This window comes from Bradyrhizobium sp. AUGA SZCCT0177 (assembly GCF_018130125.1).
Classification (GTDB): Bacteria; Pseudomonadota; Alphaproteobacteria; order Rhizobiales; family Xanthobacteraceae; genus Bradyrhizobium.
Genome location: NZ_JAFCMA010000004.1, coordinates 256,246 through 281,094, shown reverse-complemented (window position 1 = coordinate 281,094; position 24,849 = coordinate 256,246). Strand labels below are relative to the sequence as shown.

Sequence of the window (24,849 nt, the reverse complement as noted above, 5' to 3'; positions counted from 1 at the left end):
ATGAGCGCGAAACGGGCAAAACGGCGGAAATACGGTGCGATATGGCGGATTTTTGCGGAATCCGTGGTGCCGTTTTGCGCTACCCAGTCCGCCACAACCCGCGTATCCTGAAGTCTCGGGCATGCCCGGTATGTGCGGGGACCGGCGGCTCGGATATTTTTTTGATTCCGCGGAGACGACGTGAATGGCTAAAGGTACGGTGAAGTGGTTCAACCCGACCAAGGGTTATGGATTTATCCAGCCCAGCAACGGCGGCAAGGACGTTTTCGTTCACATTTCGGCAGTTGAGAAAGCTGGGCTTTCGACGCTTAACGAAGGGCAGACCGTTGAATACGAAGAGATTGCCAATCGCGGCAAGACTTCGGCCGAAAACCTCAAGGTTTAGCGCTACCGCGCGATCGGCAACGGCGTGCTCTCGGAAGTAATCCGGGAGCCGGGCTTGAAAAAACTCTCAAAAAACTGTGAGCGTTCGGCGGAGCGAGCACCGTAGTTGCTCGTACTCTCTTTGGGCCGACCGGCCGCTCAATCTTCCTTCACCCATTTCTCGACCGGCATGACGTCCGGAGGCTGCAGATAGCCTCGCGGCCAGAGGTCGACGACCCATTCGGCCTTGGTTGCGCGATCGACCAGCACGGCGGTGTTGTGCGGTGTCTGCAGCACCAGCGTATTGCCGCGATAGCGGGGATCACCGATCGCATGATGCTTCAGCAGCCCCCAATCCCGCAGCACCAGTAACAGGCTGGTGGTATTGCGGGTGGTGTCCCAGCAATCGTAATTGTGCTTGTCGTCGAAGTAGCGGAAATCCGCTTTCGCCACGCGCTTGTTGGTGCCGAGGATCGGTCCCATACGGCGGTCGAACCACACCACGGCCTTCTGCACCGCCGCGCGTTCGGCCACGGCCGACGCACGGCCCGCGGCCATGATCTGCGTCAGCGCGGTGCGGTCCCCCGGCGTGAACTCCAGTATCTGGCGGCGCCGGCAGACGAAGCCGTAACAGACCGTCATCGAATTCGCCGACGGCGGATAGATCGACACCGACGTATAGAGGTCGGCGACCGCCGAACTCATTTCGGCGGCTTCGGAAGGCGCGCCTGACAACGCCGTCCCGACAACGCCGAGCACGCCCGCAAGCCGGGCAAACGTCTGGCGTAACGCTCGATCGGCGTCTCTCATGATCCCTGCTATCCAAACCACGGCGGTGCCCGAGAATTAGCGCGTGCCTTTCACGCTGCCAAGTTGCAAGACCGCCACCTGTGGAACAGGCCACGGCTATTTTTGGCGTGGTGCGTTTTGGTCACGGTCGTTTTGTTTGCGCTACCCGACCGGCAACGGCGCGTCGCGCTTGACCTCTTCCATGACGGCGTAGGTCTGCGTTTCGCGCACCCCCGGCAGCGCCAGCAGGGTCTCGCCGAGAAAGCGCCGATAGGCCGTCATGTCAGCGAGACGGGCCTTCACCAGGTAATCGAAGCCGCCCGCCACCATGTGGCATTCCAGCACTTCGGGGGCCGATTGCACTGCTTCAGCGAAGCGCTCGAACACGTCGGGCGTGGTCTTGTCGAGCATCACTTCGACGAACACCAGCAAGCCCAATCCCAGGAGATGCGGATTGAGCCGGGCTCCGTAACCCTCGACGAAGCCATCGCGCTGCAGCCGCTTCAGGCGCTCGCCGATCGAGGTCGGTGACAGCCCGATCCGCTCGGCCAGTTCGACATTCGCAATACGGCCATCTCCTTGAAGAATAGAGAGGATTTTGCGGTCGATCTTGTCGATGTCCATCGTTTATCCGGCTATTTTGGCTATTCTCCACATTTCCTAAGGCATAATGACGAATTTGTCTATCGAACTACGGTTGGAGCGGCGGTAAATTGGATGAGCCCCCGAGGGAATCACCATGCCGGACCATCCACCGCCTCTCCCGCCCTTCAACGCGGCCTACGCACCCGATGATTGGAAAATCGCCGCCCGGCTGCTCGCCACCGCCAAGCTGGGCGCCGAGCAGGAGGCGCGGATCGACCTCACGGCGACGCGCCTGATCGAAGCCGTCAGAGCCAATGACGATCCGCTCGGCGGCGTCGAGGACATGCTGCGCGAGTTCGCATTGTCGACCAAGGAAGGCCTCGCGCTGATGGTGCTCGCGGAAGCGCTGTTGCGGGTGCCGGATGCGCGCACCGCCGACCAGTTCATCGAGGACAAGCTCGGCCAGGGCGACTTCGTGCATCACGAGACCAAATCCAGCGCCTTCCTGGTCAACGCCTCGGCGTGGGCGCTCGGCATGTCGGCGCGGGTGATCCAGCCCGGCGAGACGCCGCAGGGCACCATCGGCCGGCTGACCAAGCGGCTCGGCGCACCCGCCGTACGCGCCGCGACACGCCAGGCGATGCGGCTGATGGGCAGCCATTTCGTGCTCGGCGAGACTATCGAGGCCGCGCTGGCGCGGGCCGAAGCGCATGCATCGCGCCACCGGCGCTATTCCTTCGACATGCTCGGCGAAGGCGCGCGCACCGCCGCCGACTCCGCGCGCTATTTTGATTCCTATGCACGCGCGATCGATGCGATCGGCCGCGCCGCCAACAATCGTCCCCTGCCCGACCGGCCCGGTATTTCCGTCAAGCTCTCGGCGTTGCATCCGCGCTTCGAAGCGGTCAGCCAATCACGCGTGATGAGCGAACTGGTGCCGCGTCTGATCGATCTGGCGCGGCAGGCCAAGACCTTTGATCTGAATTTCACCGTCGACGCCGAGGAAGCCGACCGGTTGGAATTGTCGCTCGACGTGATCGCGGCGGCATTCGCCGATCCATCCCTGGCTGGCTGGGACGGTTTTGGGCTGGCGATCCAAGCCTATCAGAAGCGCGCCCGCGAAGTAATCGACCATGTCGATGGTCTAGCGAAAAGCCTGAACCGCCGCACGATGGTGCGGCTGGTGAAAGGCGCCTATTGGGACACCGAGATCAAGCGCGCGCAGGAGCGCGGCCTCGACGGTTATCCCGTGTTCACCCGCAAGGCGATGACGGACCTGAACTACGTCGCCTGCGCGCAGCAATTGCTGGGCTTGCGGCCGCGGATCTTTCCGCAATTTGCGACCCACAACGCGCTGACCGTCGCGACCCTTCTCGAACTGGCGAAGGATAAAAGCGGCTTCGAGTTCCAGCGCCTGCATGGCATGGGCGAGGCGCTGTATGCCCAGCTCAGTGAAGACCATCCCGACATCGCCTGCCGCACCTATGCGCCGGTCGGCAGCCACCGTGATCTCCTCGCCTATCTGGTACGGCGGTTGCTCGAGAATGGCGCCAATTCGTCGTTTGTCGCGCTCGCCGCTGACGAGACAGTGCCGATGGCCACATTGCTGTGGCGTCCGATGGAAATCATTGGCGTCGCCGCCAAAGCCGCGCATCCGGACATCCGCCTGCCGGCCGACCTCTTTTCGCCACAACGGACAAACTCGCGTGGGCTGGAATTCGGTGAACGGGCGGCGCTGAACAAACTCGTCGCGGATGTCGCTGCGGAAGTTTTACCTGCAACTGGCAGCGTCGCTGATGCGACGCCGGTCGAGGCCAACGCGGCGGTCTCGGCCGCGCGCGACGGTTTCAAGGGCTGGAGCCGAACGCCGGCCTGGACGCGCGCAAGCATTTTGGAAAAGGCCGCCTACCTGCTGGAACAACGCGCGGCACATTTCATCGCGCTGCTGCAACGCGAGGGGGGCAAGACGCTGGACGATGCACTGTCGGAGTTGCGCGAAGCCGTCGATTTCTGCCGCTATTATGCCGCGCAGGGACGCGCGCAGTTCATCGACGGCAAGGCCATGCCGGGTCCGACCGGCGAGAGCAATGTGCTCGCCTTGCGCGGCCGCGGCGTCTTCGTCGCGATCTCGCCGTGGAATTTTCCGCTCGCGATCTTCATGGGTCAGGTCACGGCGGCGCTGATGGCCGGCAACGCCGTCGTCGCAAAACCTGCCGAGCAGACGCCGCTGATTGCGGCCGAAGCCGTGCGGCTGTTGCATGAAGCCAGCGTGCCACCTGCCGCGCTGTATCTGGTGCAAGGCGACGGGCGGATCGGTGCGGCGCTGGTGGCGCATCCCGACATATCAGGCGTCGTTTTTACCGGCTCGACCGAGGTGGCACGATCAATCAACCGCACGCTCGCGGCCAAGGACGGCCCGATCGTGCCGCTGATCGCGGAGACCGGTGGCATCAATGCGATGATCGTCGATGCCACCGCGTTGCCCGAACAGGTCGCCGATGACGTCGTCACCTCGGCGTTCCGCTCGGCCGGCCAGCGCTGCTCGGCGCTGCGGCTGTTGTTCGTCCAGGACGACGTTGCCGACCGCATGATCGAGATGATCGCAGGCGCCGCGCGTGAACTGAGGATTGGCGATCCCAACGATCCCGCCACCCATATCGGCCCGGTGATCGATGCCGAGGCCAAAGCGCGCCAGGACGCTCATATCGCGCGCATGAAGCAGGAAGCGCGGGTGCACTTTGCGGGCACCGCGCCCGAGGGTAATTTCGTCGCGCCGCACATCTTCGAATTGTCCGATGCCGGACAACTCAAGGAAGAGGTGTTCGGCCCGGTGCTGCACGTGGTGCGCTACCGCGCCGACCGGCTTCGCCACGTGCTGCAATCGATCGAGCGTTCCGGCTACGGACTTACGCTCGGCATCCACTCCCGGATCGACGATACGGTCGATGACATCATCGACGCCGTCCAGGTCGGCAACATCTACGTCAACCGCAACATGATCGGCGCGGTCGTCGGCGTGCAGCCGTTCGGCGGCCATGGCCTTTCCGGCACCGGCCCCAAGGCCGGCGGACCGCATTATCTGGCGCGGTTTGCCACCGAACAGACGGTGACCGTCAATACCGCCGCCGCCGGCGGCAACGCGGCGTTGCTGTCCGGGACCGCCGCCGGCGGCAACGCAGCGTTGCTGTCCGGGACCGAAGGCGCCGGTTGGCGAATTGGCCAGCCTTCGCCACGCTGGCGGGGGCAAGGCAGCTAAGCGAAAGTGCCGTTGCATCGTCCCCGCAACATGGGTCAAATGGCCGATCATCGGCATTGATAATTCCAGTCACCGGAATAAGACCAACAAACGTCACGGGAGCGGCACGACAATGGAAAAAGGCATTTTTGACGGCCTCAAGGTTCTGGACTGCGCGAGTTTCATCGCAGCCCCCGCGGCCGCCACCGTGCTGTCCGATTTCGGCGCCGACGTGATCAAGATCGAACCGCCGGTTACCGGCGATCCCTATCGCAATTTGCCGAATTTGCCGGGCTACCCGCACAGCGAACACAATTTCGCGTGGATGCTGGAAGCCCGCAACAAGAAGAGCCTGGCGCTCGACCTGACGAAGCCGGAAGCGCAGGCGGTGCTGTACAGACTGGTCGCCGAGGCCGACGTCTTCATCACCAACATGCCGCCGCAGGTCCGCACCAAGCTCGGCATCACCTGGGACCATCTGGCGCATCTCAACGACCGGCTGATCTATGCGTCGTTCACCGGCTATGGCGAAAAGGGCGAGGAAGCCAACAAGCCCGGCTTCGACTCTAACGCCTATTGGGCGCGCTCGGGGCTGATGGACCTGGTCCGTGCCGACGAACACACCACGCCGGCGCGATCGATCGCCGGCATGGGCGACCACCCCTGCGCGATGGCGTTCTACGGCGCGATCGTGACCGCGCTGTTCAAGCGTGAAAAGACCGGCAAGGGCTCGCACGTCAGCTCGAACCTGATGGCCAACGGCGTCTGGGCGGCCTCGGTGCTGGCACAGGCCAAACTGGTCGGCGCCAAGTTCGGCGAGCGGCGGCCGCGCGAGCGCGCGCTGAACGCGGTGACCAATCACTACCAGTGCAAGGACGGCCGCTGGCTGATCCTGTCGCTGCTGAACGAGGACCGGCAATGGCCGACGCTGGCGCGCTGCCTCGAGCGCGAGGATCTGGTGACCGACCCGCGCTTTGAAACCAGGAAGGAGCGCCACGCGCGCTCGCTGGAACTGATCAAGATCTTCGACGAAATCTTTGCCGGCAAAGACCTCGCCGAATGGCGCAAGATCCTCGACGGCAACGGGCTGGTGTTCGGCGTCGTCGGCATCCTCGACGACATTCCGGGCGACAAACAGATGATCGAGAACGAAGTGCTGGTGCCGTTCGAGAACGACACCATGATGACCATCAGCAGCCCGATCTGGGTCGACGGCAGCAAGAAGGTCCAGCCGCGCAAGCCGCCCGGCCTCGGCGAACACAGCGACGAGATTTTGCGCAACGCCGGCTATGACGAGGCCGCGATCAAGAAGCTGCGCGCGTCCGGCGCGGTGGCGTAACAGCCGCCGCATCTATTTCCTCGCGACCAGAGCGCCGACCAGCTCAGAGAGCGCAGTCCTGGTTTCCTGACGGAAGCCGCGGCGCGGGGTTGCCAGTTGCTGCAGCAGGATGCCGATCAGGCTGGAGACGAACAGATCGGCGTGGCCGCGGGGATCGGACGAACCGGCGGCGCGCAAGGCAAGCTCGGCGCTCTGCCGCCAGGTATCGAACCACTCGGCCACGACAAGCCGGTGTCGCTCGCTCCGAGCCGCGGCCAGAAACGCCTCAAAGCAGGCGATGTGCGTCTCCGCGTCGGTCTTGAGTTCCTGGGAATACCAGCCCACCAACGAGTCAATCCAGGCGCCAGCGTCGAATGCCTTGCTTTGCAGACTGAGGGCCAGCGCACGCAGCCGCCCGACCTCGCGTGTCAGGGCGAAGCGAAGTGCTGCGTCCACCAGAATCTCGCGCGTGGCAAAGTGATGGGTGATCGCGCCGACCGACATTGCGGCCTCGGCGGCGACCGCGCGATGCGTGACCCCATCCAGTCCGTTGCGGCCGATGATACGCAGTGTCGCCTCCATCAAAGGGCGCTCGCGGTCGGTGATCACTTCTCCGGCTTTGCGGGGCATATTGACATTCGCCATCGTTGATCTAAGAACAGAACAATTGTTCTGTTTTGCAAAGTATAAGTATCGGACGGTGAACACAAGCCTCCGGAACCCTGGAGCCTGCAAATGCCCAGTTACCGCCTGCATTACTTTCCGGAATCGGGAAACAGCTACAAGCTTGCGCTGATGCTGACCCTGTGCGGCCAGACCTTCGAGCCGGTCTGGACCGATTTCGGCGGCGGCATCACGCGGTCAGCGGAATGGCGGCGCACGGTCAACGAGATGGGCGAAATCCCGGTGCTGGAAGAGGATGGCGTCCGCCTCACCCAGACCGCGCCGATCCTGCTGAAACTCGCGCGGCAGTTCGGCCAATTCGGCGGCGAGACTGAAGCGGAGCATTTCGAAGTCTTGCGCTGGCTGTTCTGGGACAACCACAAGCTCACCGGTTACATGGCCTCATACCGATTCATGCGGACGTTCATCCCGTCAGGCGATCCCGCGGTGCTGACCTATTTTCGCAAGCGGCTCGACGATTTCCTCGGCATCCTGGAAACACATCTGCAGCAGAATGCGTTCGCGATCGGCGCGCGGCCGAGCATCGCCGATATCTCCATGATGGCCTATCTGCATTATCCGAGCGACGAGACCGGATATGATTTCGCGGTGAGCCACCCGGCGATCAGCGCCTGGCTCGGCCGTATGGCTGATCTGCCCGGTTGGAAGTCGGCCTACGATCTGCTGCCCGGCAAGCGGCTGACGCATTACGCGAAGTGAACGCTTTCGGTTTGACGTTTCAGCGGCTCAACCAGGCCCAGACGATGCCAAAGACGATTACACCGGCAATGACGGCGACCGCGATCGCCCAGGTGCTGACGCGGACGTTGCTAACGATCTCGCGTTTGGCTTCGTTCTCCGCGATCTCGCGATTCCGCTGCCTGTTCTCCTGGTCGGAAGAGCTCATCGCCGGTCCTCGCTCGGTAGGTCATTGCCGGCATCCTAGCATTAAACGATGACGGCGCATCGGTGCTCATGCCGGCCGGCTACCGGCTTTTCACAAAACACATGCCCATGCGTGCGGTCTTGCCGCTGACCTGACAGGCCAGTCCCTCAGTGCAGGTCCAGGCACGGAAGCTCGCGTCGTTGCTGGCCGTGGTATTGCTGGGAGCATAGCAATGCGCGCCCCAACCATCGCTATATTCAGTCCCCGCCAGTTCCGTGCTGCCGCGCAATTGCGGACGGCTGGCAAAGCCCCGGGAATAATCCGGCGCCTTGCCATCCCGCACTGCGGTGAGGATGTCGCGGCGGCGAACCTGATCGCCGAAGAAGTGCGGCGACGCCGGCACCACCGTCGAGTTGGAAGGATTGACCGCCATCCAGTCGACGCCGGGAAAATGAAATCCGCCGATGCCACGCGTCTGGTGGCATCCGGAACAGGTGACATCGTTCAGCCGCCGCTCAAAGCCGCCAGCCGAGCGGATGTTTTGCAGCTTCATACCGCCAGCCGCGGCCTTCTTCAGCGCCGTGACGACGTCAGCTTCGCTGAACACCGCCTTGGCCCCCTCGCCCTGCATCAGGCCGAATTCAGGCTGCAGGTCGGAAGCGTCAAATCCGGCCGGCGTTGCGGCAATCGCGCCATTGGCAAGGAATTTTTCCGGGATCAGGACCGCGCCAGAATCGAACTCTGCCAAATGTTTCGGCTCCAGCAGCCATGACTTGAATTCGCGCCCGAGCTTGTCGTCGGCCAGAATGCGGTCGCGGTCGATCTGGTTCTCCATCGGCGCTTCCCGAAATTCCCGCGCCGCGGCGTCATAGCGAAACACCTTCAACAGGTAATCGGTACGGAAATCGCGCACGGGCGATTTCGGCGCATGCGCGATCTGAAGGTTGGTCTCGATGCGATCGATGTTTTCATAACCGAGCAGATCGAGCGGACCGTTTTCATCCAGCAGCTTTTCCGCGAGCGGCGCGCCGGTCAGCGAAAATTCGCCTGCGGCGAGCCATCGCTTTGCGATTTCGGAACAGGTGACGGGTTTGCCGTTACGGTCGATCCCATGACCGGCCTTGGCTTTCAGCACGAGATTCAGCGTCATCGGCAGACGGGGCAAAATTGCCCTGTCGTCGATCCCCGGCGTTTTCATTCGCGTCAGCCGATAGATCAGCCGGATGTCGCCGCAGCTGGCCTCGTCGACATAAGCGCGGTCCATGCGATTGACGATGCCCGCCAGCGCGAAACGGGTGTCGCCGGAATCAAGCTGGGTGCGGTCGAACAGTTGAAAGGCAAAGCCATCGCCGACGCCGATGGCTTCGCTCGGCAGGCTCCTTTTGTGTCGCGCAATATAACGGTCGAACTCGGCGTCGATCGCCTGGCGGACCGGGAGCATCGACGGCAGGGTGAATAGCTGGCCGCTCGTGAGCGGAATATTGGCCGACCGCTCCGGCCACAACAGACGGCCGATGCCGAACCTGCCGCCGTCGAGTTCGCGCAGCATCAAGGGATCCGTTATCGCGGTCCCACGCTCCAGTGGCGCGGCGGACGCCGGCAATGCGCCGCACACCAGGGCGAGCATGATGACAAGAAATCGTAGCGCGCGGCTCATGCCCCCACTAACACCGCGCGAAGTGGCCTATTCAAGCAAAAAGGCGCTTCACATCCCGGTGAAGCGCCTTCGTCTTTCAGATTTCGCGTAATCAGCGGGCGACGATCAGACCCTTGCTGGTCACGACCACCCATTTGCCGTCCTGCTTGCGGATGGCATCGATGCGGCCGAGACCCGGGACAGGATCGCCGGCGTAGACTTCAAAGATGCCCTGGCGGCCTTCGATCAGCGCGCTGCCATTGGCGGCGTCACGCAACACCCAGCCGTCCACGGTCGGCAGCCGTGCAATCTCGGGCTTGGGCGCGGGGAGCGGCACCGCCGCGGCCGTTGCGGGCGGCGACACCGTTCCCGTGACGTCCCTTGCGGCAGCCGGCGTTGCGGCGGCGACGGGTGCGGGTGCAGCAGCCTGCGCACGGAGTTTTTCGACGGCATCGCTGAGCTTGGCGAGCTTGGCGGTCGGTTCGGCCTGCGCCTTCTCGACCTTGTCGAGGCGGTCGCTGGTCTTGTTGAACTGGCTCACCCCGGTTTTGGAGGTGTGCTCGACGCTGGCCTTCAGCGCCAGGATATCGGCGTCGATCCGCGCCACCGAGGCTTCGAGTGCGCTGTTGTTGTTCGCCACGGCGGAATTTCCGGCCATCATCTGTCCAAGACCCGCGGTTGCCAGCGCGCCACCGAGCGCACCGGCGACCGTCGCCAGCGCCACCACAGCCGCCATCGCCGACATCCGGCGCTTGCCGGACACGCCGTCAGCTGCAACGGCCTCAGGCTTCACATCGGCTTCGTCGCCGTTCCACGCGCGCTCGCCGGGCGACATGATCAACAGCTTGCCAGGAATCCGCGGCGTTTCAACTTTCGGAGCTTCAGATGTGGCCGCTTCGACCTTCGCCGGTTCAACTTTGGTTGCTTCAAGCTTGGAAGCCTCGACCCTGGGCGCTTCCACTTTGGGCGCATCCGGCTTTGGGGACGTTTCTTGCTGGTCGGGCGCCAGCATCGGGGACTCGATCGCCGCCGTCACCGGCACTTTGGCTGCGGACATATCGGGAGCGGCCGGCCCGGCGCCGACGGAACCGGTTTCACCGCTGGTGGCCTCGGACTGCTGTTCGCTCACGTTCAATTCTCCAGAATGGGTTGACCTTTTGGTAACTTTTATTGCTTGCGAAATCGTTACCGGGTTCCGCCTTACCGAAATTTTAGAAGGTCATCCGGGCCTGTTTGCGGCCGCAAAGCGACGGCTGCGGGGCCGGCGACTCCGCCCGCTCGCCCATGCTGCCCTGCGGCAATCCCCGACAGCTCCGTTTGCGCCCGTTCATTTACCGACTAACATGGCCTGACCATCCAGCCAGAAGGCAGGAGGCCGCCATGACCATCGAAAAATGCATCAACGAGTTTGATGTAGATGACGTCATTTTTGAGGAAGGCTCGACCGGGCGCGAACTGTTCGTCGTGCTCGACGGCAAGGTCGAGATCGCCAAGGTTAACGGCGCCAGCAAGACCGTGATCGCCACGCTCGGCAAGGGAGAATTCTTCGGCGAGATGGCCGTGATCGACGGCTCGTCCCGCTCGGCGACCGCGATTGCCGCAGCGGCGCACACCCGCGTGATGCGGATCAATCACGCCCGCTTCGTCTATCTGGTCAGCCAGCAGCCGGCGTTTGCGCTGATGATCATGGATGCGCTCAGCAAGCGGCTGCGTGCCGCGAACGCGATCACGTTCAAAGCCGCGGCCAATCCATGAGCGAGCGCAGGCCGAGCCCGTTCAAGACCCTGCTCGAAAGCGACGTCTGCACGCTGATCGAGGCAGCCGAGGACGTGTACCAGATTCGTTTCAAGAACCGCGCGGCGAACGCCTATCTGGTGCGCGGCAGCTCGCGGACCATCATGATCGATGTCGGCCTGTCATCGAACTATCCGCATCTGCTGAAATGTCTGCAACACGTCGATTGTCCGCCCGAGAAAATCGATATGGTGGTGCTGAGCCATGAGCACCTCGACCATATCGGCGCCGCCTATCATTTCAATGGCCGCGCCTTCATCGCCGCGCATCGGCTGGCCGCCAACAAGATCATGCTGCGCGACGATTTCTCGATGCTGCGCAAGATGTTCAACGAACCGAATATCCCGATCAATGTCGACATCTGGCTCGAGGAAGGCAATCTGCTCGACCTCGGCAATTTCCGCCTCAACGTGATGTACACGCCCGGCCATACCTCGGCCTGCATCACGCTGTTCGATCAGGACAAGGGCCTGTTGTTCGCCAGCGATACGCTGATGCCCGGCGGCGTGATGGGCGGCGTATTCGGTTCCGGCAGCATCGCCGACTATATCCAGTCGCTGGAGCGGCTGAAGGGGTTGAACTCGAAGATCCTGCTGTCCGGCCACGGCCGCCTCTCCGACACGCCGCAGGACGATGTACGGGTCGCCATTCAACGTTCCCACAACCTGCTGTCCGACACCGCGCAATTGTTCGACGCTTTGGATGCGCGCTCGAATTTCGAACCGATCATGCAGTCGGTGCGCGACCTCAACAAGCTGGATGACGGCTAGGCAGCCAACGCTGCCGAATAATTGCGCCATCCGGAATTACTCCCCGCCTGGCAGATCTTGACGTGATTCCAAATCACGCTCGCCGGCCTTCGGCTGCGATCCATCCATTTGACAAAATTTATGGCGGCCTGTTCAACAACAGCAACAACGACGCCTCCAAGAGGCATGGGGAGAGAGCACCATGAAACTTTACGACTCGGTCGGACCGAATCCGCGCATTGTCCGCCTGTTCATGGCGGAGAAGGGCATCGAGATGCCGAAGCAGACGGTCGACCTGCGCAAGGGCGAAAACCGCGAGGCCGAGCACCTGAAGCGCAATCCGCACGGCCAGATGCCGGCGCTTGAACTCGACAATGGCAGCTATCTCTCGGAAGTCATCCCGATCTGCGAATATCTCGAGGAGAAGAACCCGACGCCTGCGATGATCGGGACGACGCCGGAAGAGCGCGCCGAATGCCGGATGTGGACGCGCCGCGTCGATCTCAACATCTGCGAGCATCTCGCCAATGGCTTTCGCTTCGGCGAGGGTCTGAAGTTTTTCGAGAAACGCATCCTCTGCGCGCCCGAAGCCTCGCCCGGCCTGAAGATGATCGCGGCCAACCGCCTGCAATGGCTCGACGGACAAATGGCCGGCAAGGACTATCTCTGCGGCAAGCGCTTCACGATGGCCGACATCCTGCTCTATTGCTGGCTCGATTTCGCCGGCACGGTCGGCCAGCCGCTGGATCAGACCAACGCCAATATCGTGGCGTGGATGGCGCGGGTTGCGGAACGGCCGTCGGTGAAGGCGTAGGTAAGGCCCGTGTCTTACCCTCCCCTGGAGGGGTCCGAGACAAGCGAAGCTTGCTCGGACCCCTCCAGGGGAGGGTAAGAGCTAAATCACCACCGGCTTGTCCGGCAGCTCGTTCACATCGCCGCCCTGCGGCGGAAAATGCATCGCCAGTTGCCGCGACACGGCCTCGATCCCCTTGATCACGCCGCGTTCGAAATTTCCCGCCCGAAACTCCGTTTCCATCTCGACGCAGATTTTCTCCCAGCCGGCGGTGCCGACATGTGCGTGGATGCCGCGGTCAGCGACGATTTCGACATCGCGGTCGGCCAGCAGGAGATAGATCAGCACGCCATTGTTGTGCGCGGTGTCCCAGATCCGCAGTTGCGAGAAAACATCCAGCGCGCGTTCCCGCGCCGGCTGGTTCCGGAACAGCGGCGCGCCGTCGAGCGCGCCTTCCACCACGAATCGGACCTGGCCTGAATGCATGGCCTCACCCGCCTTGATCGCCGCCTCGATCGCGGCCAGCACCTTCGGCGGAAAGTCGCGCCGCTCTCGCCAGCGGTGTTGGAGCAGATGCCTGCCAATGCGTTTGATGCCCATATCTACCAGCTCCCCGACGCGCCGCCGCCGCCGAAACTGCCACCCCCGCCGCCGCTATCGCTCGAGCTGCTGCTCGAACTGCCTCCGGACCATGAGCCGCCGCTGCTGCCCCCTGACCAACCGCCGCTTCCACTGCTCCCCGGCGACGACGACACAATGGTGTCGCTGAACAGCACGAAAAACACTGCGATCAGCCCTGCGAATATGGCTGCGGCCAGCGAGCCGAACAGGAACCAGGCAATCAGCGTCACCACGCCGCCGCCGACGCCCGCGCCGACCAGCCGGCCGAGCATGGTCCGCATCAACCCACCGAACAGGAACACCGGGATCAGGAGAAACGGATTGAACATGGCGTCGACGTCGAACAGCCCTGACTGATGTTGCCAATGCGGCGGCTCCGGCTCCGGCAGTTTCTCGCCATCGATGATCCGGATCATCTTGTTGAGGCCGGCCGAGACGCCGCCGGCGAAATCGCCGGACTTGAATTTCGGCGTGATCTCCTCGTCGATGATGCGCTTGGTGGTGACGTCGGTCAGCGCGCCTTCGAGGCCATAGCCGACCTCGATGCGAAGATGACGATCGTTCTTGGCGATGACGAGCACTGCGCCGTCGTCGATCTTCTTGCGGCCGATCTTCCAGGCTTCCGCCACCCGGAGTGAGAATTGCTCGATCGCCTCGCCGTCCGTCGTCGGCACAACCAGCACTGCGATCTGGCTGCCCTTTCGCGCCTCGAAACTTCGGATGGTCTGGTTAAGCGAAGCGATATCGCCGCTGGTGAGCGTCCCGGTCTGATCGACCACACGCCCGACGAGCGGCGGCACCGCGACGACGGCCAGGGCTGAAGCAGCCCAGAACACGAGCAGCGCAAGAATGGAAACTCTTGCAGCATTCATTGCGATTGATCTTTGATCCGCTACTTCGCGGGCGCGGCCGGTGTCGGATTGAAATCCACCTTCGGCGCTGTGGATATTTCCTTCTCGTTCTCGACCGCGAAGTTCGGCTTTTCCTTGTAGCCGAACATCATCGCCGTCATGTTGTTCGGGAAGGTGCGGATACCGACGTTGTAGTCCTGCACCGCCTTGATGTAGCGGTTGCGCGCCACGGTAATGCGGTTCTCGGTGCCTTCGAGCTGCGCCATCAGATCCTTGAACAGCGCGTCGGATTTCAGCTGCGGATAGTTTTCGGTCACGACCAGCAGGCGCGACAGCGCGCTGGAGAGTTCACCCTGGGCGGCCGTGAATTTCTGGAACGCGGCGGGATCATTCAGCACTTCGGGTGTCGCCTGAATGCTGCCGACCTTGGCGCGGGCGTTGGTGACCCCGAGCAGCACGTCCTTTTCCTGCTGCGCAAAACCCTTCACCGAATTGACGAGGTTGGGCACGAGATCAGCGCGCCGCTGGTACTGGTTCACCACCTCCGACCAACCCGCCTTGACCTGCTCGTCGGTGGTCTGGATGGCGTTGTAGCCGCAATTGGTCAGGCTCAGCGTCGCCAGCGCCGCCAGCACGGTCCATAATCTGCGCATAAAACACTCCCGGTATTATTTCGTGTCACGGTATCAGAATGTCGTGCTTTCACACAATTATTCCGGGGCTGGACCTAATGGCCCATCCCGGAATGACGGCGGTGATTGAATGAACTTCGGGCCGCTTTCGTTCCGATGGCTCTTGCCTATCGTCAGCTGAAATAGTCACATGGCCGCATAATAATAACCTGGAGGGCCCATGACCGCATTCGAAACCATCGTCGTGGAGCGGCCGGAGCCGCGCATCGCGCGGATCGTGATGAACCGGCCCGAGGCGCGCAACGCGCAGAACCTGCAAATGACCTACGATCTCAACGCCGCCTTCGATGCGGCCGTGCAGGACGACGCGGTCAAGGTCATCATTCTCGCAGGAAGCGGCCCTCATTTTTCCGCCGGCCACGATCTGCGGCCGGGCAGCAAAAATGAAGCCGGCGTGGATTTTCCGCCGGTCGGAAATTGGGGCGGTTTTGCCGAACCCAATGCCCATGGCCGCTTCGCCCGCGAACAGGAGATCTATCTGCAGATCACGCGGCGCTGGCGCAACCTGGCGAAGCCGACCATTGCGGAAGTGCACGGCAAATGCATCGCCGGCGGGCTGATGCTGGCCTGGGCCTGCGACATGATCGTCGCAAGCAGTGATGCCGAGTTCTGCGATCCCGTGGTCACCATGGGCGTGTGCGGCGTCGAATGGTTCGTGCATCCCTGGGAACTCGGCCCACGCAAGGCCAAGGAATTGCTGTTCACGGCGGATACCTGGAGCGCGGACGAGGCGCACCGGCTCGGCATGGTCAACCACGTCGTGCCGCGCGCGGAGCTTTCCTCGTTCGTGATGGCGCTGGCGCAGAAGATCGCGGCGAAGCCATCGTTCGCGCTGAAGCTGACCAAGGAGGCCGTCAACCGCTCGGTCGACGTAATGGGACAGCCCGCGGCGATCGACCAGGCGTTCGCGCTGCATCAGCTCTGCCATGCGCATAATCTTCAGGAATTCGGAATGGTGGTGGACCCCGCGGGGCTTCATCCTTCCGTCAGGAAGCAGGCATCGGTGAAGTAGAGCTATGGACCTTACATTGAGCGATGAGCAGCGGTTGCTGCGAGAGAGTGCCGAACGTTTTGTGGCCGGAACTTATAACGCCGAGCATCGCCGCCGGATGGCGAGCGAACCGCTCGGCTTCAGCGCCGAAATCTGGAAGCAGTTCGCCGAGCTCGGCTGGCTGGCACTGCCGATCGCCGAGGAGCATGGCGGGCTCGGCGGTGGCGCGGTCGAGGTCGGCATCCTGATGGAAGCCTTTGGTCGGGGACTGGTGTCTGAACCCTATCTCTCGACGGTGGTGATTGGCGCAGGGCTGATCGGTGCATGCGGCAGCGAGGCGCAGAAGCAGGCGCTGTTGCCCAAGGTCGCCGACGGTTCGCTGTATCTGGCGTTCGCGCATTCGGAACGCGCGGCGCGGTTTAACCTTGCCGAAGTATCGACGACGGCCTGGAAGACGCCCAACGGCTGGCGCCTCGACGGCCGCAAGACCGCGGTGCTCGGCGGTAATGCCGCCGGGCAGATTATTGTTTCGGCGCAGGTCGCCGACGACAATGGGGTGGGAGAGCTCGGCCTGTTCCTGGTGCCGGCGGAGGCGGCTGGTCTCACCAAGCGCGATTTCCCGCGACTCGGCGGCGGCCGCGCATGCAACCTCGAACTTCGCGGCGTCCACGTGAGCGCCGACGCCGTGCTCGGCGACGGCAGCGATGCGCTGCCTGTTATCGAGGCCGTGGTCGACCGCGCAATGGCCGCACTCGGCGCGGAAGCCGTCGGCATCATGCAGACGCTGCTGGATCAGACGCTCGAATACACGAAGATTCGGAAACAGTTCGGCCGGCCCCTGTCGGCCAATCAGGTGATCCGCCATCGGCTGGCCGACATGGCGATGAACTGCGACGAGGCCCGCTCGATGGCGCTGCGCGCCGCGCTGATGATCGATGCCGAACCTATCGCGCGCGGCCGCGCCGCCTCGGGCGCCAAGGCCAAGATCGGCAAATGCGCCCGCTTCGTCGCCGAACAATCCGTGCAACTTCATGGCGCGATGGGCGTCACCGAAGAGCTCGACATCGGCTCCTACTTCAAGCGGCTGCTCGCCTTCGACACGTTGTTCGGCGGCAGCGCCCATCATTATCGCCGTCATGCCGCCCTCGGCGGCCGAACCATTCAAGCCTAGCGGGAGCGCCACATGGATCTCACCTTCAGCGCCGAGGAGCGCGCCTTCGAACAGGAAGTCCGCGACTTCATCGCGCAGAATCTGCCGGCGGAAATGAAGCACGCGCAGTCGCTGACCCCATCGGTTTTTTCCGATCCCGATATCGGGATCGCCTGGCAGAAGGCGCTGCACGCCAAGGGCTGGGGCGCGCCGGGATGGCCGGTCGAGCATGGCGGGCCGGACTGGACCCCGGCGCAGCGCTGGATTTTTGAAGCCGAATGCGCCCGTGCCGGTGCGCCGAATGTCAATGTGATGGGCGTCAAGATGGTCGGCCCCGTCATCATCGGCTTCGGCTCGCCGGAGCAGCAGAATTTTTACCTGCCGCGGATTCGCTCCGGCGAGGATTATTGGTGCCAGGGCTATTCCGAGCCCGGCTCCGGCTCCGATCTCGCCTCGCTGAAGACGCGCGCGGTGCGCGACGGCGACGATTACATCATCAACGGCACCAAGATCTGGACCACGCACGCCCATCACGCCAACCGCATGTTTGCGCTGGTGCGCACCAACGAGACGGAGCGGCAGCAGGACGGCATCTCCTTCATCCTGATCGACATGAAGAGCCCGGGCATCACGACACGGCCGATCCTCACGATCGGCGGCGATCACGAGGTCAACCAGGTGTTCTTCGACGACGTCCGTGTGCCCGTCGCCAACCGAGTCGGCGAGGAGGGCAAGGGCTGGACCTACGGCAAGTACCTGCTCGAGTTCGAACGCGGCTCCGGCATCGCCTCGGCCAAATTGCGCGAGGCGCTCAAGACGGTATCCGACCTCGCCGAATCCGAGGCCACCGGCCGCGCTATCGACGATCCCGATATTTCGATGCGGATGTCGGAGATCGAAGTCGATATCGACACGCTCGAGATGACCGAGCTGCGGGTGCTGTCGGCGCTGCAGACCGGGCAAAATCCCGGCGCGGTATCCTCGCTGCTCAAGCTGCGCAACAGCGAAATCCGCCAGGCGGTCACGCGACTGGGTGTCGATGTGATCGGCCATGACGGGCTCTATGTCGAGCCGATGCGGCCGTTCTACAAGCTCAACGAGGCGCCGGGAATTCCCGAGGAGATGCTGCCGGTGGTGCCGGAATATCTCAACAGCCGGGCGTATACGATCTTCGGCGGCTCATCGGAGATCCAGCGCGATATTATCGCGAAGATGGTGTTGGGATTGTAGGACGATCAGGCCACTTCCTGCCGCCGGCCGACGATTTCGTGGGCCGTTGAGGCGTTGCCGAGGCCGATTGCCGTGAGCAGCTTCAGCATCTCCAGCCTCGCGGTGACGTGCGACATGGTGGGGCGGCTTCCGAGCGTGATCTCGTCGAGGTCGTCGACCGCGGTAAGGCCGCGCGGATAGAATTCGCGAAAAATCACCCGTTCGGCCAGGCCCTCGATGCAGCGGAAGTTCAGCCGCTGTGACAGCTGCTGGATGCTCTCGCCGACGAGGCGCTTGTTGCGCGAGCCGAGCGTCGAGAGCCGGTTGCGCAGCACGATCCAGTCGGTGACGCCGAGATAGCGTACGCGGCGCCTGCCGCGCGCTTCTTCCACCATCTCGGCATAATGGCTGGTGCCGGTGACGCGGAAGGTTTCGGGGTCGACGGTGCCGAGCACGTCGAGATCGACGAAGCTGTCGTTGAGCGGCGTGATCAGCGTGTCCGCCATCGCATGCGCGACGTGCGTCAGATAATCGTCGTGACCGGGGGTGTCGATGATGACGACGCCATAGCGGCCGGCGAGCGTCTCGACGGTCTTCTCCAGAGCCCGGCAACCAGCGGCCTGTTCATCAGCCGAGGGATAATCGAGCTGCTGGAAGCAAAAATGCTGGGGCATGCCGAGGTCGCGGCCGACATGACGCGCCCAGGCGCGCCGGTTCTCGATGTGATGGGTGAGGCTTTTCTGCCTGGTATCGAGATCGATGGTGGCAACCGCCTGGCCCGACTTGATCAGGGCGATCGCGATATGCATGGCGACGGTCGATTTTCCCGACCCGCCCTTCTCATTGCCGACGACGATCACACGAGCAGACAGTGCCCGCATCGCACCTTCAACCGACATCGGATCGCCCCCGAGAGTCTGATTACGTTCTTGCTTCTTGCTCTGCGATCATTGGGCTTGATTCGGCGGAATCCCGCAACCGTGAGGGGTGCTGATTTTTGAGGCGTGCTGCTTTGAGTCGCACCGCGCTCAGTAGCCGTCATTCCGGGGCGCGCGATGCGCGAACCCGGAATCCATTTCACGACGGAGCGTGCGGCGCGATGGATTCCGGGCTCATCGCTTCGCGATGCCCACAGATGCGCGATCGCGCATCGGGGGATGACGACGGGTGTGGTTACGCCCCCGCCCTCGCATCCCTGATCGCCTGCCAGACCTTGGCCGGCGTCAGCGGGGTGTTGAGCTGCTTGATGCCGAGCTCACTCAAGGCATCCATCACGCCGTTGGTGATGCAGGGCGGGCCGCCGATGGCGCCGGATTCGCCGCAGCCTTTGGCGCCCAGGGGATTGGTGCGGCACGGCGCGGAATCATCCAGCGTCACCTCGATGGGCGGAATGTCGTCGGCGCGCGGCACGCAGTAATCCTGATAGCTCGCGGTCAGCAATTGTCCTTCCTCGTTGTAGGACACGCCTTCATACAGCGCCTGCCCGATGCCCTGCGCGACGCCGCCATGCACCTGGCCGGTGACCAGCATCGGATTGACGGCGATGCCGACGTCGTCGACCGTGGTGTAGCGCACCACCTTGCTGACGCCGGTTTCGGGATCGATCTCGACCTCGCAGATGTGTGTGCCGTTCGGCCAGCTCGGGCCGTCAACCTCGCCCTCGCTGTCGACGCTGAGCCGCGCGCCGTCTTCCTTCTTGGCGATCTCGAACAGGCTGATCCGCCTGTCGGTGCCGACCACCGTGAGAAAGCCGCCCTGATACTCGATATCGTCGATCGAGGTCTCCAGGACATTCGACGCCTTCTCGCGCGCCTTGTTGATCATGTCGTTGCCGTGCCGCCGACGAACAGCGAGCGCGATCCGACGCTGCCGAAACCGGTGGCGAGATCGGTGTCGCCCTGCACGACGTCGATCTTGTCCATGGGAATACCGAGCGTATCCGACACCATCTGGGTGTAGGTGGTCTGCAGGCCCTGCCCCATCGCCATGGTGCCGGAATGCAGGATGATGCGGCCTTCTGCCGTCGCGTGCAGTGAGACCTTTTCGGTGTGCGCGCGCCCGCCGGTCCATTCGATGTAGCTGGTGAGGCCGCGGCCGTAGAGCAGGCCTTTTTTCTTGGCCGCCTTCTTGCGCGCATTGAAACCGTCCCAATCGGCGAGATCGGAGGCGCGCTGCATCATGTGCGCGAACGCGCCGGAATCGTACACCTGGCCGGCGGCGTTGGTGTAGGGCAATTGCGCGGGCTTGATGTAATTGACCTTGCGGATGGCGCGCGGGTCCATGCCGATCTGGCGCGCGGCGGCGTCCATCAGCCGCTCGACGATGAACACGGCTTCCGGCCGGCCCGCGCCGCGATAGGCGCCAACCGGCGCGGTGTTGGTCATCACGGATTTGACTTCGAAATGCACCAGCGGAAGATCATAGACGCCGGTCTGCACGAACGGCCCGAGCACCAGCGGGATGATGTTGCCGGCGCCGCTGCTGTAGGCGCCGGTGCCGCCGATCGAGCGCACGCGATAGGCCAGCACGCGGCCCTTGGCGTCGAGCGCGAACTCGCCGGTCGAGGTGAGGTCGCGGCCATGGGTTCCGCCGACGAATTCATCGGTGCGATCGCCGCGCCAGCGGATCTTCTTGCCGAGCTTGGTCGCGGCATAGGCCACCACGCCGTCTTCCGGATAAAGGCTGGTCTTCTGCCCAAAACCGCCGCCGATATCGCCGACCAGCACGCGCACGCTTTCCTTCGGCCGCTTCAAAATCGATTCGGCGAGCAGATCGCGGGTCGAGCCCGGCGTTTGCGATTGCACGTGCAGGATCAGCCGGCCGGATTTCTTCTCGATCTCGGCAATGGTCGAGCGCGGCTCCATCGCCGATGGAATCAGCCGCTGGCTGACCAGGTCGAGCGACACGGTATGCGCAGCGCTGGCGAAGGCCGCTTCGACCTTGGCGGCATCGCCATAGCTCATGGCGCCGACGATGTTGTCGGGCGCTTCGGGCCACACGACAGGCGCGCCGGGCTTGACCGCTTCGACGGGATCGACCACCGATGGCAGCACCTCGTAATCGACCGCGATCGCTTCCGCCGCGTTCTGCGCCAGCACCCGTGAGGTCGCAACCACAGCTGCGACCGGCTCGCCGGCGAAGCGCACGATTTCATGCGCCAGCAGCCGCCGCGGCGGCACCGTCATCGGCGAGCCGTCCGGCCGCTTGAAGATCGCCAGCGTCGGGATGGTGCCGATATCGTCCCTGACCAGGTCGGCGCCGGTATAGATCGCTTCCACGCCCGGCAGCTCCGCCGCGGCCTTGGTGTCGATCGAGACGATTTTGGCGTGGGCATGGGGCGAGCGCAGCACGTGCAGCCACAGCGCGCCCTCCTCCGGCCTGTCGTCGATGAACTGCCCCTTCCCGGTAAGCAGCCTCTGGTCTTCCAAACGCTTGACCGGCTGGCCCGCACCAAAACGCATATTGCCGGGAAGAATGTTCATCAGTTGGTCCTTCGATTTTCTTCGCAAGAGTTGGGCTGGTTCTAGCCGATAGATAGGGTGCGAGCCAACCCTATGGAAGCGCCTGAGAAATGGGCATTTGTCTTGCTCAGCTTCGTCCCGGCCTCACTATCGTCGTCCCGGCCTTGAGCTCAGATGCGCAATTGCGCATCGGGGGACCCATACGCCGCGGCGCTCGTTGTTGCGGAAGGTCTCTAACAGTGGCGCTCTCGTTGATGGGCCGCGGCGTATGGGTCCCGGGTCAAGCCCGGGACGACGGCGGTGTATGTTGTTACACCATCCAAACGCAATTTCGCGATCTCGCGGCACAATGCGCCCGAGTTTTGCTATTGAACTTCCCGCCCTCGAAGACAGAGGGCGCAGGGAATGCCGGATGCGCGCTGCACCCGCGGTCCCGTGTGCGATTGTGCTAAGAAAGCTGCACACGAGCATACAGGGCAGCGGAGAACATCCGACATTCCCTGCGCAGTGGCTCTACGGCTTATGACGCGCTCTCCCCGGTGAGACGGCCTCTATTGCCACCGTCGCCCTTCGGAAGCGTTGGCTCCCGAAAGACTTGACGCCGTTACGGGCGCCAGGACCACACGCTTTCGCCGTACGCTTCAGCCGCGACCGTCAATCGCAACGTCAGCGTCCACCGCGACCCGCCCCTCGTTGTGACGATGGCCGACGCCCCTCTGAGTGGGACGGGATGGGCATAGATGTGCAGGTGATTTGGGGTCGAAGGAAAGGGAAATATTTTTGATTTTCGGAAATTCTTGACTTGACACGATTTCCGTAAACCGGAATTGATTTGCCCGTCGGGTTGTTTTGTCGCACCGCGGGTCCCGAACTGTGCTTGCCGGCGGGGCGAAGCAGTTTGCGGTCTGCAACATCAACCTGAAGGCCAAAGCAGATTTGAGCGGGCTGGCGACACGGCGTCGCGCAGAATCACACCCGATTCTGCCGGACGTTATCCACCCCCGGAACCGCATGTCTGTTCCCGGAGGTAATGTCAGTAACCAGATCACGACGCCGATCACATCACCAGAACAGCGATGCGATCATGGAATCCTCTACACCCGTGGTGGCAGATAGATGCACACCGGGAGGTTGGCGACGCAGACATGACAATTACCATCGGGCGAGGCGCGCAGCGTCCATCTCGGAAACGTCCTGTCTCGCCAGCGCCAGCCGTCATCGCCGAGATCGATCACCTCGTTGCACGGCACCGGGCGGCAATGATGATCTTCGCAACATTCGTGCGAATACAGCATGTGGATGAGGATCAGCACCGTCTTCATCTTCGTCATCCTTGGCGATGATAGCTGGTGACGTTCACCATCAGCAGTCGGTTTGTCCGATGGCCGTCCTATCCGCACACCGCAGTTTGCCTTAAATGTGACCTGTGGATCACCGACACCTATTGTGCACTGAGCGGACGAGATGCGCTCCACGCTTGATGTCAGTTCACGGCGTCAGAGCGCACATCACTGATGCGAGGACCGACTTTCGTTTTTGCCCCGAAGCGGACGTGTCGTCGACGCTACCTTGTGGGTTCGTCAGCCCTCTCGCGGTTGCGAGATGGACAGCCATTCTCTTGATCGTTGGCTCGCGTTGAAAATCAAGCGTCTGCAGATGGCTGTTTAAACGTCGAAAGCGAAGAAAGCTCTGGTCGCGGTCATGATTTGCGATAGGGTGCGGAAGCTTGTCCGATGGTTCAGCGATTAGGACGTTACCGGTGCAGTCAGCCGCACCTGTGCAGGAGCCCTGACCCTATCGGTGTGAAGTACATTGCAGACCCGCGCGGTTGGGTATGCTATTAACCATTTCAGTTTCTCGCGATCTTACGTGCCGACCAGTGGACGCTTCGGTTGTCCTTGGGTCGCCTACACCAGTTACATGGAAATAGGGCTGCCTGTAAAACGGGAGGAGAGACTATGGATCGCCGCCAATTCGTTGCGGGCGCGAGCATTGCGGTCGCAGCCGCTTCTGCCTTTCCAGCGCCTGCCATCGCCCAAGGCGCACGCGAACTCAAGATGGTCACCATATGGCCGAAGGGCTTGCCGGGCCTGCAGTCAGGCGCCGAACGTGTCGCACAGTCGATTACGACGCTGTCGGGCGGCCGAATGCAAGTCAACGTCTTCCCCGCCGGTCAGCTGGTCGGCGCAATGGAATCGTTCGATGCCGTCTCCTCCGGACTGGCTGATCTCTACCACGCATCAGAAGTCACATGGGCGGGCAAGTCCGCCACCTTCGCCTATTTCTGCAACGTCCCGTTTGGATTTACCCCGGACGAGATCAACGCATGGGTTTACTACGGCGGTGGTCAGGCGCTGTGGGACGAGCTGAGCGCCGGGTTCGGCCTCAAGGCGTTCCTGTGCGGCAATACCGGTCCTCAGATGGGCGGCTGGTTCACCAAGGAGCTCACAAGCATCGATGCCTTCAAGGGCCTGCGCTATCGCATGCCCGGCCTGGGTGGCGACGTGTTGCGCCGGCTGGGCGCCGTGGTGGTTACCTTGCCGGGCGGCGAGATCATTTCGTCACTTCGATCAGGCGCGATCGACGCGAGCGAATTCGTGGGTCCCTGGGTTGACATGGCGTTAGGCCTGCACAAGGCGGCCAAGTACTACTACTATCCGGGCTTCCATGAGCCGGGGGCGGCGGTCTCGCTTGCCGTAAACAAGAAACTTTGGGAAAGCCTCGGCAGCACCGACAAAAGCATAATCGAGGGTGCCGCCGCGCTCGAGAACACACGTTCCCTTGCTGAGGCCACCGCCGCTAACGCCACTGCACTCGAGGAGCTTGTCAAAGATCCCGCGATCCAGATCCGCAAGGTCGATGACGCGATCTTGCTGGAGTTCGGCAAGATCTCCGGCGAAGTTCTATTCGAGTTAAGCCGCAAGGACGACCTGGCGCGGCGGGTCTACGACAGCTTCATGAAGTTCCGTACCGCGGCCGTTCGCTGGAGCGACGTTTCGGAACGCGCGTTCCTGAATGCGCGGGCGCTGCCGTATCCATTTGGAGGGTGACGGAGGCATTTCG

Annotated in this window: 22 protein-coding genes and 1 pseudogene; 11 read left to right on the top strand and 12 right to left on the bottom strand. The window is 62.9% G+C overall.

Annotated elements, in window-relative coordinates:
• Positions 1-184 precede the first annotated feature (184 nt).
• Complete coding sequence (locus JQ597_RS06895) at positions 185-385, top strand: cold-shock protein (protein WP_027539571.1); 201 nt, start codon at positions 185-187, stop codon at positions 383-385.
• Between the two features lie 137 nt (positions 386-522).
• On the opposite strand, the gene JQ597_RS06890 is transcribed toward JQ597_RS06895, so the two are convergent.
• The gene (locus JQ597_RS06890) at positions 523-1,173 is read right to left on the bottom strand and encodes a hypothetical protein (RefSeq protein ID WP_502754300.1); all 651 of its coding nucleotides are present in this window, start codon (positions 1,171-1,173) and stop codon (positions 523-525) included.
• A 141-nt stretch (positions 1,174-1,314) separates the two neighbouring features.
• The gene (locus JQ597_RS06885; RefSeq protein ID WP_212263460.1) at positions 1,315-1,776 is read right to left on the bottom strand and encodes an Lrp/AsnC ligand binding domain-containing protein; all 462 of its coding nucleotides are present in this window, start codon (positions 1,774-1,776) and stop codon (positions 1,315-1,317) included.
• Between the two features lie 115 nt (positions 1,777-1,891).
• On the opposite strand from JQ597_RS06885, the gene putA reads away from it, so the two are divergent.
• Together putA and JQ597_RS06875 are read left to right on the top strand one after the other, a co-directional pair.
• Positions 1,892-4,993, top strand: a complete 3,102-nt coding sequence (gene putA, locus JQ597_RS06880; protein WP_212263459.1) for a bifunctional proline dehydrogenase/L-glutamate gamma-semialdehyde dehydrogenase PutA — start codon at positions 1,892-1,894, stop codon at positions 4,991-4,993.
• 112 nt (positions 4,994-5,105) lie between these two features.
• Positions 5,106-6,311 carry a CaiB/BaiF CoA transferase family protein gene (locus JQ597_RS06875; protein WP_212263458.1) on the top strand — a complete coding sequence of 402 codons (1,206 nt, stop codon included), beginning with the start codon at positions 5,106-5,108 and terminating at the stop codon, positions 6,309-6,311.
• 12 nt (positions 6,312-6,323) lie between these two features.
• On the opposite strand, the gene JQ597_RS06870 is transcribed toward JQ597_RS06875, so the two are convergent.
• Positions 6,324-6,935: a TetR/AcrR family transcriptional regulator gene (locus JQ597_RS06870; RefSeq protein ID WP_249147554.1), complete on the bottom strand. Its 612-nt coding sequence runs from the start codon at positions 6,933-6,935 to the stop codon at positions 6,324-6,326.
• A 90-nt stretch (positions 6,936-7,025) separates the two neighbouring features.
• On the opposite strand from JQ597_RS06870, the gene JQ597_RS06865 reads away from it, so the two are divergent.
• Entirely contained in the window at positions 7,026-7,673 is a 648-nt protein-coding gene (locus tag JQ597_RS06865) for a glutathione S-transferase family protein (RefSeq protein WP_212263457.1), read from the top strand.
• 19 nt (positions 7,674-7,692) lie between these two features.
• On the opposite strand, the gene JQ597_RS06860 is transcribed toward JQ597_RS06865, so the two are convergent.
• The 3 genes from JQ597_RS06860 to JQ597_RS06850 form a co-directional block, all read right to left on the bottom strand.
• Entirely contained in the window at positions 7,693-7,860 is a 168-nt protein-coding gene (locus JQ597_RS06860) for a hypothetical protein (RefSeq protein WP_212263456.1), read from the bottom strand.
• A 79-nt stretch (positions 7,861-7,939) separates the two neighbouring features.
• Positions 7,940-9,496 (bottom strand): hypothetical protein, encoded by a 1,557-nt coding sequence (locus tag JQ597_RS06855; protein ID WP_212263455.1) that lies wholly within the window; start codon positions 9,494-9,496, stop codon positions 7,940-7,942.
• A gap of 91 nt (positions 9,497-9,587) precedes the next feature.
• Positions 9,588-10,604: a hypothetical protein gene (locus tag JQ597_RS06850; protein WP_502754298.1), complete on the bottom strand. Its 1,017-nt coding sequence runs from the start codon at positions 10,602-10,604 to the stop codon at positions 9,588-9,590.
• Positions 10,605-10,855: 251 nt separating this feature from the next.
• Here JQ597_RS06850 and JQ597_RS06845 point away from each other — a divergent pair, with 251 nt between their 5' ends.
• From JQ597_RS06845 to JQ597_RS06835, 3 genes are all read left to right on the top strand, one after another.
• On the top strand, positions 10,856-11,230 hold the full coding sequence (locus JQ597_RS06845; RefSeq protein WP_212263453.1) for a Crp/Fnr family transcriptional regulator: 375 nt from the start codon (positions 10,856-10,858) through the stop codon (positions 11,228-11,230).
• The gene (locus JQ597_RS06840) at positions 11,227-12,039 is read left to right on the top strand and encodes an MBL fold metallo-hydrolase (protein ID WP_212032766.1); all 813 of its coding nucleotides are present in this window, start codon (positions 11,227-11,229) and stop codon (positions 12,037-12,039) included. The genes JQ597_RS06845 and JQ597_RS06840 overlap by 4 nt, the downstream gene beginning before the upstream one ends.
• A 181-nt stretch (positions 12,040-12,220) precedes the next feature.
• Complete coding sequence (locus JQ597_RS06835; RefSeq protein WP_212263452.1) at positions 12,221-12,832, top strand: glutathione S-transferase family protein; 612 nt, start codon at positions 12,221-12,223, stop codon at positions 12,830-12,832.
• 81 nt (positions 12,833-12,913) lie between these two features.
• Here the strand turns inward: JQ597_RS06835 and JQ597_RS06830 are convergent, their stop codons facing one another.
• Genes JQ597_RS06830 through JQ597_RS06820 form a run of 3 tightly spaced genes read right to left on the bottom strand, consistent with a single transcriptional unit; the run spans position 12,914 to position 14,936 of the window.
• On the bottom strand, positions 12,914-13,411 hold the full coding sequence (locus JQ597_RS06830) for a TPM domain-containing protein (protein ID WP_212263451.1): 498 nt from the start codon (positions 13,409-13,411) through the stop codon (positions 12,914-12,916).
• Positions 13,412-13,413: 2 nt separating this feature from the next.
• The gene (locus tag JQ597_RS06825) at positions 13,414-14,304 is read right to left on the bottom strand and encodes a TPM domain-containing protein (RefSeq protein WP_212263450.1); all 891 of its coding nucleotides are present in this window, start codon (positions 14,302-14,304) and stop codon (positions 13,414-13,416) included.
• A gap of 20 nt (positions 14,305-14,324) precedes the next feature.
• Entirely contained in the window at positions 14,325-14,936 is a 612-nt protein-coding gene (locus JQ597_RS06820) for a LemA family protein (RefSeq protein WP_212211973.1), read from the bottom strand.
• 199 nt (positions 14,937-15,135) lie between these two features.
• Between JQ597_RS06820 and JQ597_RS06815 the strand changes: the two genes are divergently transcribed.
• The 3 genes from JQ597_RS06815 to JQ597_RS06805 are packed head-to-tail and all read left to right on the top strand — an operon-like array spanning position 15,136 to position 18,346.
• Positions 15,136-15,987 carry an enoyl-CoA hydratase gene (locus tag JQ597_RS06815; RefSeq protein ID WP_212263449.1) on the top strand — a complete coding sequence of 284 codons (852 nt, stop codon included), beginning with the start codon at positions 15,136-15,138 and terminating at the stop codon, positions 15,985-15,987.
• A gap of 4 nt (positions 15,988-15,991) precedes the next feature.
• Positions 15,992-17,137 carry an acyl-CoA dehydrogenase family protein gene (locus JQ597_RS06810; protein WP_212263448.1) on the top strand — a complete coding sequence of 382 codons (1,146 nt, stop codon included), beginning with the start codon at positions 15,992-15,994 and terminating at the stop codon, positions 17,135-17,137.
• Positions 17,138-17,149: 12 nt separating this feature from the next.
• Positions 17,150-18,346: an acyl-CoA dehydrogenase family protein gene (locus tag JQ597_RS06805; RefSeq protein WP_212263447.1), complete on the top strand. Its 1,197-nt coding sequence runs from the start codon at positions 17,150-17,152 to the stop codon at positions 18,344-18,346.
• 5 nt (positions 18,347-18,351) lie between these two features.
• Here the strand turns inward: JQ597_RS06805 and JQ597_RS06800 are convergent, their stop codons facing one another.
• The 3 genes and pseudogenes from JQ597_RS06800 to JQ597_RS06790 form a co-directional block, all read right to left on the bottom strand.
• A complete protein-coding gene (locus tag JQ597_RS06800) occupies positions 18,352-19,224 on the bottom strand; it encodes a division plane positioning ATPase MipZ (RefSeq protein WP_212263446.1) in 873 nt (290 codons plus the stop codon).
• Positions 19,225-19,498: 274 nt separating this feature from the next.
• Positions 19,499-21,807 (bottom strand): annotated as a pseudogene (locus tag JQ597_RS06795) (xanthine dehydrogenase family protein molybdopterin-binding subunit).
• A gap of 1,073 nt (positions 21,808-22,880) precedes the next feature.
• Positions 22,881-23,108 carry a hypothetical protein gene (locus JQ597_RS06790; RefSeq protein WP_212032756.1) on the bottom strand — a complete coding sequence of 76 codons (228 nt, stop codon included), beginning with the start codon at positions 23,106-23,108 and terminating at the stop codon, positions 22,881-22,883.
• Positions 23,109-23,744: 636 nt separating this feature from the next.
• Here JQ597_RS06790 and JQ597_RS06785 point away from each other — a divergent pair.
• Positions 23,745-24,836: a TRAP transporter substrate-binding protein gene (locus tag JQ597_RS06785; RefSeq protein ID WP_212263445.1), complete on the top strand. Its 1,092-nt coding sequence runs from the start codon at positions 23,745-23,747 to the stop codon at positions 24,834-24,836.
• Positions 24,837-24,849: the final 13 nt, after the last annotated feature.

Excerpts from the sequence above, each read along its gene's own strand:
- JQ597_RS06810 (WP_212263448.1), top strand. The coding sequence starts at position 15,992 with ATGGACCTTACATTGAGCGATGAGCAGCGGTTGCTGCGAGAGAGTGCC.
- JQ597_RS06875 (WP_212263458.1), top strand. The coding sequence starts at position 5,106 with ATGGAAAAAGGCATTTTTGACGGCCTCAAGGTTCTGGACTGCGCGAGT.
- JQ597_RS06830 (WP_212263451.1), bottom strand. The coding sequence starts at position 13,411 with ATGGGCATCAAACGCATTGGCAGGCATCTGCTCCAACACCGCTGGCGA.
- JQ597_RS06885 (WP_212263460.1), bottom strand. The coding sequence starts at position 1,776 with ATGGACATCGACAAGATCGACCGCAAAATCCTCTCTATTCTTCAAGGA.
- JQ597_RS06860 (WP_212263456.1), bottom strand. The coding sequence starts at position 7,860 with ATGAGCTCTTCCGACCAGGAGAACAGGCAGCGGAATCGCGAGATCGCG.
- JQ597_RS06890 (WP_502754300.1), bottom strand. The coding sequence starts at position 1,173 with ATGAGAGACGCCGATCGAGCGTTACGCCAGACGTTTGCCCGGCTTGCG.
- JQ597_RS06790 (WP_212032756.1), bottom strand. The coding sequence starts at position 23,108 with ATGAAGACGGTGCTGATCCTCATCCACATGCTGTATTCGCACGAATGT.
- JQ597_RS06785 (WP_212263445.1), top strand. The coding sequence starts at position 23,745 with ATGGATCGCCGCCAATTCGTTGCGGGCGCGAGCATTGCGGTCGCAGCC.
- JQ597_RS06805 (WP_212263447.1), top strand. The coding sequence starts at position 17,150 with ATGGATCTCACCTTCAGCGCCGAGGAGCGCGCCTTCGAACAGGAAGTC.
- JQ597_RS06845 (WP_212263453.1), top strand. The coding sequence starts at position 10,856 with ATGACCATCGAAAAATGCATCAACGAGTTTGATGTAGATGACGTCATT.
- putA (WP_212263459.1), top strand. The coding sequence starts at position 1,892 with ATGCCGGACCATCCACCGCCTCTCCCGCCCTTCAACGCGGCCTACGCA.
- JQ597_RS06820 (WP_212211973.1), bottom strand. The coding sequence starts at position 14,936 with ATGCGCAGATTATGGACCGTGCTGGCGGCGCTGGCGACGCTGAGCCTG.
- JQ597_RS06835 (WP_212263452.1), top strand. The coding sequence starts at position 12,221 with ATGAAACTTTACGACTCGGTCGGACCGAATCCGCGCATTGTCCGCCTG.
- JQ597_RS06840 (WP_212032766.1), top strand. The coding sequence starts at position 11,227 with ATGAGCGAGCGCAGGCCGAGCCCGTTCAAGACCCTGCTCGAAAGCGAC.
- JQ597_RS06865 (WP_212263457.1), top strand. The coding sequence starts at position 7,026 with ATGCCCAGTTACCGCCTGCATTACTTTCCGGAATCGGGAAACAGCTAC.
- JQ597_RS06800 (WP_212263446.1), bottom strand. The coding sequence starts at position 19,224 with ATGTCGGTTGAAGGTGCGATGCGGGCACTGTCTGCTCGTGTGATCGTC.
- JQ597_RS06870 (WP_249147554.1), bottom strand. The coding sequence starts at position 6,935 with ATGGCGAATGTCAATATGCCCCGCAAAGCCGGAGAAGTGATCACCGAC.
- JQ597_RS06815 (WP_212263449.1), top strand. The coding sequence starts at position 15,136 with ATGACCGCATTCGAAACCATCGTCGTGGAGCGGCCGGAGCCGCGCATC.
- JQ597_RS06825 (WP_212263450.1), bottom strand. The coding sequence starts at position 14,304 with ATGAATGCTGCAAGAGTTTCCATTCTTGCGCTGCTCGTGTTCTGGGCT.
- JQ597_RS06895 (WP_027539571.1), top strand. The coding sequence starts at position 185 with ATGGCTAAAGGTACGGTGAAGTGGTTCAACCCGACCAAGGGTTATGGA.
- JQ597_RS06855 (WP_212263455.1), bottom strand. The coding sequence starts at position 9,496 with ATGAGCCGCGCGCTACGATTTCTTGTCATCATGCTCGCCCTGGTGTGC.